Genomic DNA, 17,384 nt, shown 5'->3' with positions numbered 1-17,384 from the left:
CATACCGAGCCCGGCGGGGTCCGAGGTGAGACAGTGACCGCATGACGCAACTTCCCGCCTGGTCCTACCAGGGCACCGTGCCGTTCACCGGCGACCTGTCCGTTCTCGAAGCGGTCCTGCACTCCGGCCGGGTGGCCGCCGCCGAACGCGGCTACACCGCCGAGCCGCAGCGGATCGAGACCGAGGAAGCGATGCTCAGCCGGCCGGACGGCAACCCGGAGTCCGACCTGCTGACCGCGGCGCAGGCGGCGGCCGCCGGCGTGGAGTTCAGCCCCACCCTGCTGCGGTACCGGATGGAATGGGCACCGGAGCCCGACGGCACCGAGCGCTGAACCGGCCAGAACCGAAGGGCCGACCCGCCGCGGCGCCGGCCGGCCCTCGGTTCGGAAGCTTGCCGCTGAAGCAGCACTGAGGAGAAGACGCCCGGGCAGCTGAGGAACATCCTGACGGTGTGGTCAGCCGCCCTGCGGTCGCGGTGCCCGGCTGCTTCCGGGCCGCCGGCTGGCTACGGTCGAGAGGTGGCCCGTACCGATCCGCCTGCCGCGACGGCACCCGGCCCGCCCGGTACTCCGCACACTCCGGCCGGCGCGGTCGGCGCCGCGCTGCGGCAGTTCTACGCCGACGCCACCCGGCTGGACCTGAGCCAGTCCGATCCGGTGGTCGCCGGCCGCAACGCGCTGGGGCTGCTGGCGCCGCTGGCCCTGGCCGCCGCGCTCGGCAGCCCGGCGGTCGGCGTCCAGGCGGCCATCGGCGCGCTGCAGACCGCCTTCGCCGACCGGCCCGGCCCGTACCGGCTGCGGCTGGCCCGGATGCTGGTCACCGCGCTGGCCGCCGGCGTCACGGGCGGGTTGGCCGCCGGGTTCGGCACCAGCCTGCTGGCCTCGGCGGTGCTGCTGGCGGCCTGCGCGTTCGCCGCCGGCCTGCTGCTGGCCGCCGGACCCAGCGCCGCCCAGGTGGGGGTGGCGGCGACCGCCTGCGCGCTGGTGCTCGGCCACCTGCCGCAGCAGCCGCTGGCCGCGGTGTACACCGGCCTGCTGGTCTTCGCCGGCGGTGCGCTGCAGGCGGTGCTGGCGATCGCGGCCTGGCCGCTGGGCCGGCACGGTCCCGAGCGGCGGGCCCTGGCCGCGCTCTACCGGCGGTTGGCGGGGCTGGCCGAGCAGCCGATCGACGCCGCCACCAGCCCGCCGCTGGGCGAGGCCATCGCCGCCACCCGGGCGGTGCTCAGCGGTGCCGGCCACGACCACGGGCCGAGCGTGGAGGCCTACCGGGTGCTGCTGGACGAGGCGATGCGGGCCCGGCAGGACATCCTGGTGCTGTCGGGCTACGCCGACCGGCTGCGCCAGGACGGGCTGGCCGAGGCGGACTCCGCGATCCGCGCCGAGCTGGGCACCGCCGCCGCGGTGCTGCGCAGCATCGCCGCCGCGCTGCAGGCCGGTGGCCCGGTCGACGCCCAGCGCACCGACCAGCTGCTGGGCAGTGCTGGCAGTGCTGGCCGGCAGGCGCTCGGCGGATCGCTCACCGAGCGGGCGGCGGCCAGCCGGCTCGCGAGCCTGGCCGGCCAGCTGCGGGCGATGGTGGAGACGGCCCGCACCGGTGCCGGCGAGGGCCGCCAGGACGAGGACGCCGGCCGGCCGGGTGCCAGCATCCGGTTGCGGGATCCGATCGGAGTGGTACGCGCCAACCTGCACCTGAGCTCCCCGGCGCTGCGGCACGCCGCCCGGCTGGCGGTGCTGGTGCCGCTGACCGACGTGCTCACCCGGGCGGCCGGCGTGGAGCGCGGCTACTGGGTGTCGCTGACCATCCTGGTGGTGCTGCGCCCGGACTTCGGCTCGACCTTCCAGCGCTCGCTGCTGCGGGTGGTCGGCACCCTGGTCGGGCTGTTGCTGACCAGCCTGGTGCTGCACTACCTGCTCGGCGACTGGCAGCCGGGCACCATCGTGCTGCTGGGCCTGCTGTTCTTCGGGGTGCGGCTGGCCGGCCAGCCGAACTTCGCCTGGACGTCGGTGTTCCTGGCCGGGCTGGTGGTGCTGCTGCTGTCGCTGGCCGGCTTCTCCGCGCACAGCACCGTGGTGGACCGGTCGATCGACACCGTGCTGGGCGGGGCCATCGCGCTGGCCGCGGCGCTGGTCTGGCCGAGCTGGGAACGCGGCCAGCTGGCCTCCCGGCTGGCCGACCTGCTGCAGGCCTACCGGGACTACCTGCAGGCGATCGTGGACGCCGGCGCTGGTGCGGCGCGGCGGTCGGCGACCCGCAGCCAGGCCCGGCTGGCCCGGTCGAGCGCCGAGGCGTCGCTGGACCGGGCGCGTGCCGAGCCGGTGGACTCCCAGGGGCTGGTGGAGCTCGGCAGCGCGGTGCTGGCGCACAGCCACCGGCTGGTGCACGCGCTGACCGCGCTGGACGCCACCCGGCGGGCCAGCGAGAGCTATGCCACGGTGCCCGAGTTCCGGGCCCTGGTGGACGCGGCGCTGGCAGCGATCGAGGCACTGGCCGGCGCGGTGCGCGACGGCCGGCGACCGGCCTGCCCGGCCGGCCTGCGCGACCTGCACGCCGAGCTGACCCGGGCGCTGGACCCCGCCACCCGTCCGGACGCCCCGCTGCCGCCGGAGCTGGCCGCCACCGTGATCGAGGCGACCGACCGGCTGGTGGACAGCCTGAACTCGCTCGCCGCGGTGCTCACCGAGCCACCCGGCCGCTGAGCACCGACGGTCCTGGCCGACTCCCTCCGAGGAGGAGTATGCTTGCCGATAGGCAAGTAAATAGAAGGCGGCGGGGCAATGCAGAAAGTGGCGGACGAGCGCCCGGTGCGGTTCGCCGGCGCGGACGTGGACCGGTTGCGGATCGCGCTGGGCCGGATCGCCCGGCAGGTGGACCGGCAGGTGTCCGGTGACGGAATGACCCGTACCCAGCTGTCGGTACTGGCCACCATCGCCCGGCTGGGCCCGCTGGGCCTGGGCGAACTGGCCGACATCGAAGGGCTGAACCCCACCATGCTGTCCCGGGTGCTGGGCAAGCTGGAGGCGTCCGGGCTGGTGTCGCGGGCCACCTCCGAGGCCGACCGGCGGGCCGTCCGGGTGCAGACCACCGCGGCCGGCCGGGCCCTGCAGCAGCGGCTGCGGCGCCAGCGCAGCCAGCTGTTCGCCGCCCGGCTGGCGGGCCTGCCGGACGAGCAGGTGGCCAACTTGCTGACCGCCCTGCCCGCGCTGGAGACACTCGCCGAGCACCTCACCCGGCCGGCACCCCAACCCGCTCCGCAGCCGGCCCGGGCGGGCCGGTGACCTCGGTCGCCGGAGCAAGCCGGCAGACCTTTGCCTCCCTCGCCAATCCCAACTTCCGCAGGTACTTCGCCGGCCAGGCCGTCTCGCTGGTCGGCACCTGGATGCAGACCGTGGCGCAGTCCTGGCTGGTGCTGCAGCTGACCGGCTCGGGCACCGCGCTCGGCCTGGTGGTCGCGCTGCAGACGTTGCCGGTGCTGCTGCTCGGGCCGTACGGCGGGGTGGTCGCCGACCGGGTGGACAAGCGCCGGCTGATGATCGCCCTGCAGGCCATGATGGGGCTGCTGGCCCTGGTGCTCGGCCTGCTCACCGTCTCGGGCCTGGTGCGGCTGTGGCAGGTCTACCTGCTGGCGGTGCTGCTCGGGCTGAACAACTGCTTCGAGAACCCGGCCCGGCAGGCCTTCGTGCTGGAGATGGTGGGCCCGGCCCACCTGCGCAACGCCGTCAGCCTGAACTCGGTGCTGGTCAACGCCGCCCGGGCGGTCGGCCCGGCGGTGGCCGGCCTGATCATCGCCACCGGCGGCACCGGGGTGTGCTTCCTGATCAACGCCGCCAGCTTCGTCGCGGTGGTATTCTCGCTGGCCACCCTGGACACCGCCGCGCTGCAGCCCGCGCCGCCGGCCAGCCGGGCCCGCGGCCAGCTGCGCGAGGGCCTGAGCTACGTCCGGCGGACCCCGGAGCTGGCCGTGCCGCTGGCCATGATGGGACTGATCGGGTGCCTGGCCTACGAGTTCTCGGTGACCCTGCCGATCGTGGCCAAGGAGACCTTCGGCGGCGGCGCGCAGGTGTACGGCTTCATGACCGCGGCGATGGGCCTGGGCGCGGTGGTCGGCGGGCTGTGGGTGGCGGCCCGCGGCCAGGTCGGCATCCGGGCGCTGGTGCGATCCGCGGCGGTGTTCGGAGCGGTGATCGCGGCGGCCGCCCTGGCCCCGACGCTGCCGCTGGAACTGCTCGCCCTGACCCTGGTGGGCGCGGCCAGCGTCGGCTTCCTGGCCAAGGGCAACTCCAGCCTGCAGCTGGCCTCCTCGCCCGGCATGCGCGGTCGGGTGATGGCGCTGTGGGCGGTGGCCTTCCTCGGCTCCACGCCGATCGGCGGCCCGATCGCGGGCGCGGTGAGCGAGCAGTTCGGCGGCCGGGCCGGTCTCGCGCTGGGCGCGGCGGCCTGCCTGCTGGCGGCGGCACTCGGCGCGCTGGTGCTGCGCCGGCTCGACCCGGCCCTGGCTGCTCCCGCCCGGTCGGTGGCCGTCCGGCAGGGCGACCCGCCGGAACACTCCCGGCGGTTGCCGGCAGGCGGTGCCGGCCGGCCGGCTACCGAGGAGATCCAGCAGCCCGGGGCGGCCTGAGCAGGTGCTCGGCCAACCGCTCCAGGAACTGCCGCTGGCTGGTGATCAGGCGTTCGGCGGCCTGCTCCGGCGTGCACCAGGCCAGCCGGTCCAGCTCGGGAAAGCGCTGGATGCGTCCCGACCCGCGCGGCCACTCCATCTCGAAGGTGCCCAGCACCACCGCATCGAGGTCCACCTCGGCCTCGAGCGCCCAGGCGGTGACCTGCTTGCCGCCGCTCTGGGTCACGGTGCCCAGCTCGACGAGCTCACCCTCGGGCACCGGCAGGCCCAGCTCCTCGGTGAACTCCCGCCGGGCGGCCTGCAGCGGCGTCTCGTCCGGGCCGTACTCGCCCTTCGGGATCGACCAGGCGGCACTGTCGCGCCGGCTCCACAGCGGCCCGCCCAGGTGACCGATCAGCACTTCGAGGTGCGGTTGCCGGCGGAACAGCAGCAGTCCGGCGCTGCGCTTGGCTGCCATGGGCAGCAATTGTCCCGCAGCCGGCGGCGGGGCTGAGCAGCCGTGTCCTCGACCGAGTTCGCGCTGCTGCTGCTGGCCGGTGCCGCCGCCGGGCTGGCCGGCGGCACGGCGGGGCTGGCCTCGGTGATCAGCTACCCGGCGTTGCTGGCCGCGGGCCTGCCGCCGGTGGCCGCCAACGTCACCAACTCGGTGGCACTGGTCTTCAGCGGCGCGGGATCCTCCCTCGGCGCCCGGCCGGAGCTGCGCGGCCAGGGCCGGCGGATGCGGGTGCTCGGGGTGGCCGGCACGCTGGGCGGCGCGCTCGGGGCGGTGCTGTTGCTGCTCACCCCGGCCGGCACCTTCGAGAAGGTGGTGCCGGTCCTGATCGGCGCCGCCTCGGCGTGCGTGCTGATCCCGCGGCCGCGGGCGCCGCGGCACACCACCGGCTCCGACGCCCGCTGGGTGGTGGCCGGGGTGTTCGGGGTGTCGGTGTACGGCGGCTACTTCGGCGCCGCCTCCGGCGTGCTGCTGCTCGCCCTGCTGCTGAACGCCACTCCCGACTCGCTGCCGGTCAGCAACGCGATCAAGAACGCGGTGCTGGCGCTGGCCAACGGCATCGCGGCACTGGGCTTCGCCTTCTTCGCCGACGTCCGGTGGCTGGCGGCGCTGCCGCTGGCGATCGGCTTCTTCGCCGGCGGCCTGCTGGCGCCGATGGTGGTCCGCCGGCTGCCGGCCGGGCCGCTGCGGCTGCTGATCGCGACCCTGGGAGTGGCGATCGCGATCCGGCTGGGACTGCGGGCCTACTGACCGCCGGCCGGGCGCAGCTGGTCGTCGACGAACTCCGGACGTCCGGCGTACCAGCCGGTGGCCGCCGAGCAGAGCAGCGCGAGCATCAGCAGCACCAGCGGCCAGGTCCAGCTGCCGGAGACGCCGAGCAGCACGCCGACCAGCAGCGGGCCGGTGCCGGCCAGCAGGTAGCCGATGCCCTGGACGAACGCCGACAGCGCCGTGGTGGTGGCCAGCTCGCGGGAGCGCAGCCCGATCATGGTCAGGCTGAGCGGGAACATCCCGCTGCCGACCCCGCCGAGCAGCATCCACAGCCAGGCGCCGCCGACCGGTGCCGCCAGCATGCCCAGGTAGGACACCGCGCTGGCCAGCGCCAGCCCGAGCACGATCAGCCGCTGGCCGCGCACCGCCAGCGCCGGGATCACCATCGACACCGGAATGGACAGCGCCGAGTAGAAGGCCACCAGCAGCCCGGCCCGGCCCGCGGAGAGGTGGTGGTCGCGGAAGAAGTCGGTGAACCAGCCGAAGGCGATGTAGGCCTGGAAGGACTGGGTGGCGAACATCAGGGTCAGCGCCCAGGCCAGCTTGCTGTGCAGCAGCCGGCCCAGCGGCACCCGGTCCGGCAGCTCGGCGCGCTCCGGGCGGTCGCCGGCCAGCGTGGGCAGCCAGGGCAGCACCGCGACCGCGGTCAGCGCGGCCCACGCGCCGATGCCGAACCGCCAGTTGTGCCCGCCCAGGTCGGCCAGCGGCGCGGACAGCCCGGCGGCGGCGGTGATGCCGAGCGCCAGCACGGTGGTGTACACCGCCGTCATCGTCCCGATCCGGTCCGGGAAGTGCTTCTTGACCAGCGACGGCATCAGCACGTTGGCGATCGCGCCGCCGGTCAGGGCCAGCATGCTCAGCACCGCGAACAGCCAGACGCTGCCGGCCACCGCCCGCAGCACCAGGCCGGCGGTGGCGGCCAGCAGCGCCGCTGTCACCAGCCGGTGCTCGCCGAACCGGTGCGCCAGCCGCGGGCCCAGGAAGCCGATGCCCGCGAATGCGATCACCGGCAGCGTGGTCAGCACCCCGGCGACCGAGGACGAGGCGTGCAGGCCCTGCTCGATGTCGGTCAGCAGCGCGCCGACGCTGGTCACCGCGATCCGCATGGTGAGCGCGGTGAGCACCAGGGCGGCCAGGATCAGGCCGCGGTGCGGCTCGTGCCGCCGGTCCGTGCCGGCCGGCCCGGAATTGCGGAGCTGGACGGCGGAGGAGGCAGGCGGGGTCACGCTCAAGGACAACGGCCGGACGTCGGGACGGCATTCCCGCCGTGACCGGCGCCTCAGGCCGGCACGTCCTTTCGGCCGGGACCGGGCTTGGTGCGTCCGGCCCGGGACTGGCAGGATGCGGCGGTGGCGACATATCGGATCTGCGTGTTTTGCGGGGCCAGTGCCGGGGCGTCCCCGGAGTACGTGGCACAGGCCTACCTGCTCGGCGGCGAGCTCGGCCGGCGCGGCATCGGGCTGGTCTACGGCGCCGGCGGGGTCGGCGTGATGGGCGCGGTGTCCGACGGCGCGCTGGCGGCCGGCGGCGAGGTGATCGGGGTGATCCCGCAGGCCCTGATGGAGCGCGAGTACGGCCGCCTCGACCTCAGCGACCTGCGGGTGGTGGCCACCATGCACGAGCGCAAGGCGTTGATGCACGAGCTGGCCGACGCCTTCGTGGTGCTGCCCGGCGGGCTCGGCACCCTGGAGGAGATGTTCGAGACGCTGACCTGGGCGCAGCTCGGCCTGCAGCACAAGCCGCTGGTGGTGCTCAACATCGGCGGGTACTACACGCCGCTGCGCAACCTGCTCGGCCACGGCGTCGCCGAGGGATTCCTGACCGCGCGGGACGCGGCGCTGGTGCACTTCGCCGACACGGTGGACGAGATCTGGCCGGCACTGCGGCTGGCCGGCACGGCGCGGGACTGACCCGTCCCGAGCGCAGGCTACTCCAACTTCTGCCCTATTTATTAACTCCAGACGTTTATAGACGGTACACACCTTATATGCGATGCTGTGGACGCTTCGCGCCCAGCGTCGGTAGTGCCGCGGCCCCGTGCGAAGCGCACCGCGTACCTCGGCCGAGGCACTAGTGGGGAAGTCGTGTGAACACCGTTGCCGCCCCAGCAGCCGCTCCACCCGCCGCTGCTCCACCCGCCGGGTATGCCCCCGCGAACCTGTCGCTGCACGGCGTCCGCCAGCTCCGGCAGGCCCGGCTGGACGAGACGCTGGCCAAGCTCGCCGCCCTGAACATCGCGGTCCCGCCGGTGCAGTACGTCACCTGGATCGGCGACCTGCAGCAGGGCGACGGCGGCAAGGGCGCCATGGTCGACCGGTTGGGCCCCAGCCACCAGCTGGTCGTGCGGACCCAGGGCGGCGACAACGCCGGCCACACCACGGTCTACACCGGCGCCGACGGCCGGGACGTGGTGATCAAGAACCACATCGTGCCGTCCGGGCTGCGCCACCCGGGCTGCATCGGGGTGCTGGGCAACGGCGTGCTGGTCAATCCGGAACGGCTCTCCGACGAGCTGGCGGCGTTCTCGGCCCTGGTGCCCGACATCGCCGGCCGGGTGCTGGTCAGCTCCCGGGCGCACCTGGTGCTGCCGCTGCACCGGCTGGTGGACGGCTACCAGGAGGACCTCAAGCGGCAGTCCGCCCACGAGATCGGCACCACCCAGCGCGGCATCGGCCCGGCCAACGTCAGCAAGGTCAACCGGATCGGGATCCGGGTCGGCGACGTCGCCGACCTCGACCTGGTCGAGCAGCGGCTGAGGGCCAACGTGCAGTTCTTCAACCTCGAGCAGTCCGAGCTGGCCCGCAACCTGGACTGGCTCGCCGGCTACCGCGAGCTGCTGCTGTCGCTGGCCACCGACTCGCACCGGCTGATCAGCACCGCGGTGGCGGCCGGCTACTCGGTGCTCTTCGAAGGCGCCCAGGGGCCGCTGATCGACCTCGAGCACGGCATCTACCCCTACGTCACCACCTCGCCGACCGCGATCTACTCCGTCGGCAGCGGCAGCGGGGTGGACCTGAGCAGCGTGACCCGGCGGGTCGGGGTGCTCAAGCTCTACCAGACCATGGTCGGCAACGGCGCGTTCGTCTCCGAGGACCACGGCCCGCTGGCCGACCGGCTGCGCCGGCTCGGCGCCGAGGTGGGCACCACCACCGGACGGCCGCGGCGCTGCGGCTGGCTGGACCTGGTGCACGCGCACTGGGCGGTCGGGCTGAACCGGTACACCAGCGTGGTGCTGACCAAGCTCGACGTCCTCGACGACTTCGACGAGATCGGGGTGTGCATCGCCTACCAGCGCAACGGCGTGATCGAGGCGCACTTCGAGCCGGAGCACCAGGTGCTGATGGAGTGCACCCCGGTCTACCGCTACTTCCCCGGCTGGAAGTCCGACACCACCGGCCTGCACAGCTACTCCCAGCTGCCGGTGCAGGCTCGCGAGCTGATCGACTTCGTCGCCGACTACCTCGGGGTGCCGATCGGCGGGGTCACCAAGGGCCCGCGGGACAGCGACATCCTGGTCCCGGCCGGCTCCGAGCTGGTGCCGATGCTGGCCGGCGCCTCCCCGGCCGGCTGAGCCGCCCGTGCTGGACCGCTACACCAGCCCCGAGCTGGCCGCGCTGTTCTCCGACCGGTGCACCTTCGAGCTGTGGCGCGAGGTGGAACTGGCGGTGCTGGAGGCCTGGGTGCACGCCGGCGTGGCGCCCGCCGCGGCGCTGGCCGCGGCGGCCGCCGTCCCCGCTCCCACGCCGGAGCAGGTCGCAGAGGAGGAACGCCGGACCCGGCACGACGTGGTGGCCTTCGTGCACGCCTGGACCGCCGGCATGCCGCCGGCCGCCGCCGGCTGGGTGCACCGCGGGGTGACCAGTTCCGACATCGTCGACACCGCCACCGGGCTGCGGCTGGCCCGGGCCGGCGACCTGCTGGTGGCTGCCGCCGATCGGCTGGTGGCCGTGCTGCGCGAGCACGCCCTGGCCCACCGGCACACCGTCCGGGTCGGGCGTACCCACGGCCGGCACGCCGCGCCCACCGTCTGGGGCTTGCGGGTGGCCGACCTGGCGTTCGGGGCGGCCCGCTGCCGGGACCGGCTGGCCGAGGCCCGGGACGCGGTGGCGGTGGCCAAGGTGGCGGGCCCGGTCGGCAGCTACGCCGGGCTCGGTCCCGGGATCGAGCAACGGGTCGCGGCCGGCCTGGGCTTGCGGACCGGCCCGGCCGCCACCCAGGTGGTGCTGCGGGACTCGATCGCGCACTGGACCTGGTGCCTGGCGCTGCTCGCCGGGATCTGCGAGGCGGTCGCGCTGGAGGTGCGGCACGGCGCCCGCTCGGAGCTGGCCGAGCTCGCCGAGCCCTTCGCGCCGGGCCAGGCCGGCTCCTCGGCGATGCCGCACAAGCGCAACCCGGTCACCGCCGAGAAGATCTGCGGCCTGGCCCGGGTGGTGCGCGGCTACGTCACCCCGGTGCTGGAGGGGGTGGCGCTCTGGCACGAGCGCGACATCTCGCACTCCTCGGTGGAGCGGATCTGCCTGCCGGACGCCGCGGCGATCACCGAGCACCTGCTGGCCAGCACCGCCGACCTGGTCACCGGCCTGGTGGTGGACGCCGACCGGATGCGTGCCACCCTCGACGCCGCCGGCGAGGTGGTGTTCAGCGCCGCCGCGCTGGACGTGCTGCTGGAGGCCGGCCTGGACCGGCGGCAGGCCTACCGGCTGGTCCAGCAGCATGCCGCGGGGCCGGACTTCCTGTCCTCGCTGTACCAGGCGGCCCGGGCCGCCGGCGCCGAGCTGACCCCCGAGCGGTGGGCGGCGGTGGCCGACCTGGACCGGGAGCTAGCCGAGGCCGGCGTGGTCTTCGACCGGCTCGCCGGGCTGCGCTGAGCAGGCGGCCAGCAACTGCCGGGCGGTCGCGGCGTCCGGGGCCACCGCCACCGGCATCGGGTTGCCGCCGGCCAGGTCGAACGGGGTGCCCGCGGCCGTCTCGGTGTGCCCGCCGGCCTCAGCATGCAGCAGCAGGCCGGCGGCGTGGTCCCAGGGCAGCTCCCAGTTCACCAGCATCGCCGACCGGCGGCCGGCCGCCAGCTCCAGGTAGACCAGGCCGGAGGTGTCGAAGAAGGCCGGCGAGATGCCGGTGCCGAACAGCGCGTTGAACCGCCTGCGGTCCTCGGCCCCCCACCAGCGCGGTTGCGGCAGCGCCACGTCCAGGCCGCGCAGCCCGGCCGGCGGCCGGGCCACCCGGAGCCGCTGGGAGTTGAGGTAGGCGCCCTGGCCGGCCACCGCGGTCGCGGTCAGCTCCAGCAGCGGCGCCACCGTCCAGGACGCCAGCAGCCGGCCGCCCTGGGCCAGGGCGACCAGGGTGGCGAACCGCGGGCTGCCGGTGGCGAACGCCTCGGTGCCGTCGATCGGGTCGACGATCCACACTGGCGCCGGGCCGTGCAGCGCGTCCAGCACGGCGGGGTCGGCGGCCACCGCCTCCTCGCCGACCACCACCGAGCCCGGCAGCAGCTCGAGCAGCAGCCGGCCCAGCGCCCGCTCGGCGTCGTGGTCGGCGATAGTCACCAGGTCGCCCGGTGCCTTCTCCAGCACGTCGGCCTCGGCGAGCCGGCCGAACCGGGGCACGATCAGCTCGCCGGCCACCCGCCTGATCTCCTCGGTGACGAAGGCGAGTTGCGGGCCGCTCAGCACGGCGGCCACGCTACCCGGCGGCGGGCTCGGCCCGCGCGAACGCCAGCAGCGCCACCGCCAGTGCGAGCACCGCGCAGCCGGCCGTCAGCAGGAACGAGCCGCGCACCCCCGGCCCGCCGCCGACGCTCAGCCCGGCGATCGAGGAGCCGAGTGCGCTGCCGGCCAGGAACAGCGTGGTGACCCAGGCGAAGGCCTCGGTCACGGTGCCGGCCGGCGCGGCGTCGGCGATCAGCACGAACCCGCAGGCCAGGATCGGCGCCAGGAAGAAGCCGGCTCCGAACAGCAGGCCGAACATCCAGACCGGCCGCGGGGTCAGCGCCAGCGGCAGGTAGCCCACCACCATCGCGGCCAGCAGCCAGCGCAGCCGCAGCACCGCGCTGCCCTGCCAGCGCCGGCTGCCGTAGAGCAGGCCGCCGACCAGCCCGCCCAACGAGGCGGTGCCCAGCAGGCCCCCGGAGTAGGAGGACGAGCCGGCCTGCTCGGCGTAGGCGACCACCACGACGTTGAGCACGCCCAGCGAGCTGCCTACCCAGAACATGCTGCCCAGGATCACCACCACCGTCCGGGACCGCAGCGCCCCGGCCCAGTGCGGGGTGTGGGCCGGTGGCCGCCAGTGCCGGACCGGCTCCCGGCTGACGAACACCAGGGTGCCGACCAGCATGGTCGCGCTCAGCACGTACAGCGCCACCTCGGGGGCGACGGTGGCGAACAGCACCGCGGCCAGGAACGGCCCGAGGATGTAGAGCAGCTCCTGCAGCGAGGTGTCCAGCGCGTAGGCGACCTCGACCAGCGCCCGGTCCGGCAGCACCACCGACCACAGGCTGCGCAGCGCCGGCTCCAACGGCGGCGAGAGCAGGCCCGCCAGCAGCACGCAGGCCATCGGGTAGCGCAGGTCGGCGTCCCCGGCGGCGGCGAGCAGGCAGAAACCGGCGGCCGAGCCGAAGCCGGCGACCGTGAGCACCAGCACCTGGCCGGTCCGGTCGATGGCCCGTCCCAACGCCGGGCCGCCCACCGCCGAGGCCAGCGCGAAGGTGGCGATCACCACCCCCACCTCGGCGAACGAGCGGCCGTGCGCGCGCAGGAACAGCACGATGGACAGCGTCGCCATCCCGTTGGGCACCCGGCCCAGCAGGTTGGAGCCGATCAGGGCCAGCGCGTGCGGCTGGGCCAGGCACGCGCGGTAGCTGGCGAGCCCCGGATGGGCCTGCACCGGCGCGGTCACCGCAGCCCGGCGACCAGCGGGCCGGCCAGCGCCGAGGCCACCGCCAGCACGCTGAGCTGGGTGTTGGCCCGCGGCGTGCTGGGCAGCACCGAGGCGTCGGCGATCACCAGGTTGTCGAAGCCGTGCACCCGGCCCCGGCCGTCCACCACCGCCCCCTGCGCCGGGTCGGGGCCCAGCGCGCAGGTCCCCACCGGGTGCCAGTAGGTGCCCAACGTCGTCCGCACCCGGGCCAGCCCCGCCGGGCTGCGGTCGGTGAGGTCGGGCACCTCGACCACCGTGGCCAGACCCGCCAGCTCCGGGGTGCCGGCCAGCTCCCGGGCCAGCTCCACGCCGTCGGCCAGCACCTGCAGGTCGGTGCCGTCCGGGTCGCTGAGGTAGTTCTGGTCGGGGACCGGCTCGCCGTCGCGCAGCCGGACGGTGCCCCGGGACCGCTGCTTCATTCCGAAGGCGGTGATGCCGACCTCGTACTGGCCCGGCACCGGGGTGCCGAACAGCGGCGCGCCGGCGGTCGGCAGCAGGTGCAGGTCCCACTGGCCGGCCGGGCAGACCGACGAGGCGGCCTTGACCGCCACCTGGCTGGCGTAGAGCTTGCCGCGGCCCTCGATCTCGGCCAGCGCGTCGCGCAGCCGGTCCGAGGCCGCCAGCCGCAGCGTCACCCCGGGATGGTCGGACAGGTTCGCCCCGACGCCGGGCAGCTCGTGCGCCGGGCTCACCCCGTCAGCCGCCAGCCGCCGCGGATCGCCGATGCCGCTGCGCATCAGCACCGCCGGCGAGCCGAAGGCACCGGCGGCGAGCACCACGGTGCCGGCCGAGAACCGCCGGAGCCCGCCGTCCTGGTTGACCAGCACGCCGGTCACGGTGCCGCCGCTGAACTCCAGCCGCTGCACTTGTGAGCCGGCCAGGATGTCCAGCCCCTTCCCGTCCCGGGGGCCGTCGAGGTAGCCGAAGGCGGCGTTCCAGCGCAGGTCGCCGACCGCGTTGATCGGGGGCATGCCGACCCCGGCGCCGGCCGTCCGGGCGGCCAGGTCCTCGACGAACGGATAGCCCAGCCGCTGCGCGCCGCTCACCCCGGCCGCGGAGAACGCCGAGATCTCCTCCTCGGCCACCGGACGGACCCGCAACCGATCCAGCGCGGCGCCGCGGTACGGCTCGAGCGCCGCCGCGGTCAGGGCCGGCGTGCCGGCGAGCTCGGCCCACTCGTCGTAGTCGGCGTCCGAACCCCAGGTGTGCCAGCAGCCGTTGATGCAGGAGCTGCCGCCGAGCACCCTGCCGCACCAGGTGTTCGGCGGCGCGGCCGGGTTCCACAGGTCGTCGCGGGGCAGCTCGCGGGCGTCCAGGATGCCGGCCGGCCAGCCGTCGCGGTCCGGGCCGTAGTCCGGACCGGCCTCGATCAGCAGCACCGACAACCCTGGCAGCTGCCTGGCCGCCGCGGCCAGCACGCAGCCGGCCACCCCGCCGCCGACGATGATCAGGTCATAGCTGCTGTGCTGGGGAGCTGGCACGGCGGAAGGATCCTTTCGCTAGAAGAAGAAACCGGCGAACCGGTCAACATACCTCGCCCGGGACACAACTGCCGAGGGAGGTCAGCCGGCTCAGCCAGCTTGGTCCGGCGCGGCCTGCCAGTGCGGCGCCAGGTGCTCGACACCGCCCAGCTCGACCAGCCGGGGCCGGCCGCCGTCGAAGGCGATCCGGGTGACCGAGCAGACCGCCACCGGCCCGACCCGGCGGTAGTCGGCCGGCGGCAGGCCCAGGAAGTGGCAGACCAGCAGCCGCACCGGGGCCTTGTGGGTCAGCAGCGCGACCTTCGTCCCGTCCCGGCCGGCCATCGCCTCGGTGGCCACGGCCAGCACCCGGGCCAGCACCGCCAGGCCGGTCTCGCCGCCCGGCGGCGGGTGCCGCGCCGGATCGCGGCACCAGCGCCGGTAGTCGGGCTCGGTGTGGACCTGCTCGGGCCGGCGGCCCTCCCACTGCCCGAAGCGCAACTCCCGCAGCCGGGGCTCGAGGCGGGCGACGAGGCCGTACCGGCCGGCGAGCGGCGCGGCGGTCTGCACGCTGCGCCGGGCCGGGCTGACCACCAGCCGGTCCAGGCCGGCAAGGCCCGCGGCGTCGGCCAGCTGGTCGGCCATCAGCCGGCCGGCCGGCGACAGCGGCGGGTCGTGCTCGCCGCAGAACGTCCCCGCCACCGTGCAGTCGGTCTGGGCGTGCCGCAGCAGCACCAGCTCGCCGGACCAGCTGCCGGCCGCCGGCCCGTACTCCGGCACCGCGAGCATGGGGATCCCTTCGGCGCTGCTAGGTCCTGGCGCCGTCGAGGGCGTGCCGGCAGCTGCAGTCGAACTCGGCCGGCAGCGCGTTGACGATCCGGGTGACGGCCTCGACGAAGCGTCCGGAGTCGGCGCTGAAAGCCTGCAGCACCCGGGCGTGGCTGACCACGCCGGTGTCCTCCTCCTCGGCACCCACCACCTCGGCCAGCGCCACGTCGTAGTCGGTGACGTAGGACAGGTTCATGTAGCAGAGCTCCTGCTCGCGGGCCAGCACCACCTCCGGGTACTGGGTCATGTTGAGCACGTGCCAGCCCTGCGACCGGTACCAGCGGCTCTCGGCCAGCGTGCCGAACCGCGGGCCCTGGGTGACCACCACCGTGGCGGCGTCGTGGAAGCCACCCTCGATGCCGGTCAGCGCGCCCTTGGCCAGGTCCCGCATCCGCAGGCAGTACGGGTAGGCCGAGCTGATGTGGGCGGAGCCCTTCTCCGGGGAGTCCTTGCCGAAGAAGGTGTCGATCCGGCCGCTGGTGCGGTCGATGAACTGGTCCACCAGCACCAGGTCGCCGCGGCGGTACTCGGTCTGCAGGCTGCCCACCGTGTTCAGCCCGAGGATCTGGCGCACCCCGAGCTCCCGGAACGCCCACAGGTTGGCCCGGTACGGGATCTCGTGCGGCAGGTACTCGTGGTCGCGGCCGTGCCGGGGCAGAAACGCCACCGGCCGGCCGTCCAGCAGCGACAGGCTGATCGGCGCGCTGGTAGGGCCGTACGGGGTCTGCGGGCTGACCTCGGAGACCGGTTCCAGGAACTTGTAGAAGCCGGTGCCGCCGATGATCGCAAGTACGGGTGGTTCCATGTCGCTCCTCGGTTCGCTGGGAAAGGTGTGGCTGGGGATGGCTAGGGGGACGGGGCCAGGGCGGCCTGGTGCACCGCTGCCTGCAGCGCGTCGCGCAGCGCCGCCTCGGTCAGCACCGGCCCGGCGAACTCGGCGTAGGCCCGGACCAGGTTCTCGGTGCTGGACCGGCGCACCGACAGCCACTGCCGGTCGGGCAGGGCCAGCCGGACACCGTCCACCCGCTGCGTCGAGAGCACCGCGAGGTCCAGGCCGGTGGCCGCCAGCAGCCCGGTGGCGACGGCGGGGAGGTCCAGCGCGCCGGCCGGGCAGCCGACCGAGGTCTCCAGGTAGTGCCGGCGCCCGTACCGCTCGCGCAGCAGCCGGACGGCCTCCGCCAGGCTCTGGCCGGTGTCGGCCAGCAACCGGGCCAGCAGGGCGACGGCCACCGACGGATCCCGGTCGGCGCCGAACGGGGCGAAGGCCAGGTCGCCGACATTGCCGCCGGCCGCGCAGATCCGCCCGCCGGCCAGCAGCTCGGCCATGTGCTTGAAGCCCACCCCGGTGACCAGCACCTCGCCGCCGTGCTCGGCGGCGATCCGGCCGGGCAGGCTGGCGGTGGTCGAGGTCACCGCGATGTCCCGGCCGGGCAAGGTGGGCCGGCTGCGGTACAGCTGCTCCAGCAGCAGCGCGTACAGCTCGCCGGCGCCCAGCACCCCGCCGTCCGGGCCGAGCAGGAAGACCCGGTCGCCGTCGCCGTCCAGCACGATGCCGAAGTCGGCCGCCAGCGCCGGCACTGCCGCGCTGACCCGATGCCGGGACGCGGGTAGCGACGGGTCCGGCACCAGGCCGCCGAAGTCCGGCCGGGGGTCGCAGCCGATCGCGGTCACCGTCCAGCCGAGCAGCTCGGCCAGCCGGACCATGGCTGCCCCCGCGATGCCGTGCAGGCCGTCCACCACCACGTGCCAGGGCCGGCCCGGCCCGGTGCCGACCCGGGCCAGCACCCGGGCCAGGTGCGCCTCGATCACCGGCCGGGCCGGGCCGGGTGCCGGTGCGGCGCCCGGCTCCGGAGCCGGTGTTCCGGACTCGGCCAGCGCCAGGTACCGGTCCTCGATCTCGGCCTCCACCGCGGCCGGGATGCTGCCCGCCACGCCGAACTTGACCTTCAGGCCGTTCCAGCCGGCCGGGTTGTGGCTGGCGGTCACCAGGAACGCCAGGTCGGCGGCCCCGGCCGACACCGCGGCCGAGGCGACCGGGGTGGGCAGCCCGGCATAGCACAGCGGGGTCACCGCCGGCCGGCGCTGTGCCACGGCGGCGTGCACCGCCGCGGCCACCTCCGCACCGCCGGTCCGGCCGTCGTAGCTGATCAGCACCCGGCGCAGCGGGACGCGGCTGGCCAGCACGTCCAGCACCGCGGTGGCGAGCAGGCCGGCCGCCGCCGGGGTGAAGCCGGCTCCGATCTCGCCGCGCCAGCCGTCGGCGCTGGACTTCAGCCTCAGCACGGTGGCCGCCTCAGCACGG

General features: G+C 75.0%; 16 protein-coding genes. 8 read left to right on the top strand and 8 right to left on the bottom strand.

Annotated elements, in window-relative coordinates:
• Positions 1-41: 41 nt before the first annotated feature.
• From VLJ82_RS05195 to VLJ82_RS05180, 4 genes are all read left to right on the top strand, one after another.
• Positions 42-332, top strand: a complete 291-nt coding sequence (locus VLJ82_RS05195; protein WP_408662263.1) for a hypothetical protein — start codon at positions 42-44, stop codon at positions 330-332.
• A 186-nt stretch (positions 333-518) separates the two neighbouring features.
• The gene (locus VLJ82_RS05190) at positions 519-2,696 is read left to right on the top strand and encodes an FUSC family protein (RefSeq protein ID WP_408662262.1); all 2,178 of its coding nucleotides are present in this window, start codon (positions 519-521) and stop codon (positions 2,694-2,696) included.
• A 78-nt stretch (positions 2,697-2,774) separates the two neighbouring features.
• Positions 2,775-3,275 (top strand): MarR family winged helix-turn-helix transcriptional regulator, encoded by a 501-nt coding sequence (locus tag VLJ82_RS05185; protein ID WP_408662261.1) that lies wholly within the window; start codon positions 2,775-2,777, stop codon positions 3,273-3,275.
• On the top strand, positions 3,272-4,615 hold the full coding sequence (locus VLJ82_RS05180) for an MFS transporter (protein ID WP_408662260.1): 1,344 nt from the start codon (positions 3,272-3,274) through the stop codon (positions 4,613-4,615). The genes VLJ82_RS05185 and VLJ82_RS05180 overlap by 4 nt, the downstream gene beginning before the upstream one ends.
• Here VLJ82_RS05180 and VLJ82_RS05175 read toward each other — a convergent pair.
• A complete protein-coding gene (locus VLJ82_RS05175) occupies positions 4,581-5,072 on the bottom strand; it encodes an NUDIX domain-containing protein (protein WP_408662259.1) in 492 nt (163 codons plus the stop codon). The two genes, VLJ82_RS05180 and VLJ82_RS05175, sit on opposite strands and share 35 nt — an antisense overlap.
• Before the next feature lie 42 nt (positions 5,073-5,114).
• On the opposite strand from VLJ82_RS05175, the gene VLJ82_RS05170 reads away from it, so the two are divergent.
• Positions 5,115-5,858 carry a sulfite exporter TauE/SafE family protein gene (locus VLJ82_RS05170; protein WP_408662258.1) on the top strand — a complete coding sequence of 248 codons (744 nt, stop codon included), beginning with the start codon at positions 5,115-5,117 and terminating at the stop codon, positions 5,856-5,858.
• On the opposite strand, the gene VLJ82_RS05165 is transcribed toward VLJ82_RS05170, so the two are convergent.
• Complete coding sequence (locus VLJ82_RS05165) at positions 5,852-7,105, bottom strand: CynX/NimT family MFS transporter (protein WP_408662257.1); 1,254 nt, start codon at positions 7,103-7,105, stop codon at positions 5,852-5,854. The two genes, VLJ82_RS05170 and VLJ82_RS05165, sit on opposite strands and share 7 nt — an antisense overlap.
• A gap of 123 nt (positions 7,106-7,228) precedes the next feature.
• Here VLJ82_RS05165 and VLJ82_RS05160 point away from each other — a divergent pair, with 123 nt between their 5' ends.
• The 3 genes from VLJ82_RS05160 (at position 7,229) to purB (ending at position 10,747) form a co-directional block, all read left to right on the top strand.
• Complete coding sequence (locus tag VLJ82_RS05160) at positions 7,229-7,789, top strand: TIGR00730 family Rossman fold protein (protein WP_408662256.1); 561 nt, start codon at positions 7,229-7,231, stop codon at positions 7,787-7,789.
• Positions 7,790-7,965: 176 nt separating this feature from the next.
• The gene (locus VLJ82_RS05155) at positions 7,966-9,450 is read left to right on the top strand and encodes an adenylosuccinate synthetase (protein WP_408662255.1); all 1,485 of its coding nucleotides are present in this window, start codon (positions 7,966-7,968) and stop codon (positions 9,448-9,450) included.
• 7 nt (positions 9,451-9,457) lie between these two features.
• Entirely contained in the window at positions 9,458-10,747 is a 1,290-nt protein-coding gene (purB, locus tag VLJ82_RS05150) for an adenylosuccinate lyase (protein ID WP_408662254.1), read from the top strand.
• On the opposite strand, the gene VLJ82_RS05145 is transcribed toward purB, so the two are convergent.
• The 6 genes from VLJ82_RS05145 to VLJ82_RS05120 form a co-directional block, all read right to left on the bottom strand.
• Positions 10,700-11,551, bottom strand: coding sequence for an inositol monophosphatase family protein (locus tag VLJ82_RS05145; RefSeq protein ID WP_408662253.1), 852 nt, complete (start codon positions 11,549-11,551; stop codon positions 10,700-10,702). The genes purB and VLJ82_RS05145 overlap by 48 nt on opposite strands.
• Positions 11,552-11,561: 10 nt before the next feature.
• The gene (locus VLJ82_RS05140) at positions 11,562-12,773 is read right to left on the bottom strand and encodes an MFS transporter (RefSeq protein ID WP_408662252.1); all 1,212 of its coding nucleotides are present in this window, start codon (positions 12,771-12,773) and stop codon (positions 11,562-11,564) included.
• The gene (locus tag VLJ82_RS05135) at positions 12,770-14,275 is read right to left on the bottom strand and encodes a GMC family oxidoreductase (protein ID WP_408662251.1); all 1,506 of its coding nucleotides are present in this window, start codon (positions 14,273-14,275) and stop codon (positions 12,770-12,772) included. Before VLJ82_RS05135 ends, VLJ82_RS05140 begins: the two co-directional genes overlap by 4 nt.
• 90 nt (positions 14,276-14,365) lie before the next feature.
• Positions 14,366-15,043, bottom strand: a complete 678-nt coding sequence (locus tag VLJ82_RS05130; RefSeq protein WP_408662250.1) for a histidine phosphatase family protein — start codon at positions 15,041-15,043, stop codon at positions 14,366-14,368.
• Positions 15,044-15,062: 19 nt separating this feature from the next.
• A complete protein-coding gene (locus tag VLJ82_RS05125) occupies positions 15,063-15,887 on the bottom strand; it encodes an MTAP family purine nucleoside phosphorylase (RefSeq protein ID WP_408662249.1) in 825 nt (274 codons plus the stop codon).
• Positions 15,888-15,928: 41 nt separating this feature from the next.
• Positions 15,929-17,365 (bottom strand): phosphoglucomutase, encoded by a 1,437-nt coding sequence (locus tag VLJ82_RS05120; protein ID WP_408662248.1) that lies wholly within the window; start codon positions 17,363-17,365, stop codon positions 15,929-15,931.
• Between the last annotated feature and the right edge of the window lie 19 nt (positions 17,366-17,384).

This window comes from Jatrophihabitans sp. (genome assembly GCF_035474675.1).
In the GTDB taxonomy this organism is placed as follows: domain Bacteria; phylum Actinomycetota; class Actinomycetes; order Mycobacteriales; family Jatrophihabitantaceae; genus Jatrophihabitans_A.
Note: the sequence above shows the minus strand (reverse complement) of the source record. Positions and strands in the feature narration are given on the sequence as shown.

Coding starts and splice junctions, on each gene's coding strand:
- VLJ82_RS05195 (WP_408662263.1), top strand. CDS start 42: ATGACGCAACTTCCCGCCTGGTCCTACCAGGGCACCGTGCCGTTCACC.
- VLJ82_RS05185 (WP_408662261.1), top strand. CDS start 2,775: ATGCAGAAAGTGGCGGACGAGCGCCCGGTGCGGTTCGCCGGCGCGGAC.
- VLJ82_RS05175 (WP_408662259.1), bottom strand. CDS start 5,072: ATGGCAGCCAAGCGCAGCGCCGGACTGCTGCTGTTCCGCCGGCAACCG.
- VLJ82_RS05130 (WP_408662250.1), bottom strand. CDS start 15,043: ATGCTCGCGGTGCCGGAGTACGGGCCGGCGGCCGGCAGCTGGTCCGGC.
- VLJ82_RS05125 (WP_408662249.1), bottom strand. CDS start 15,887: ATGGAACCACCCGTACTTGCGATCATCGGCGGCACCGGCTTCTACAAG.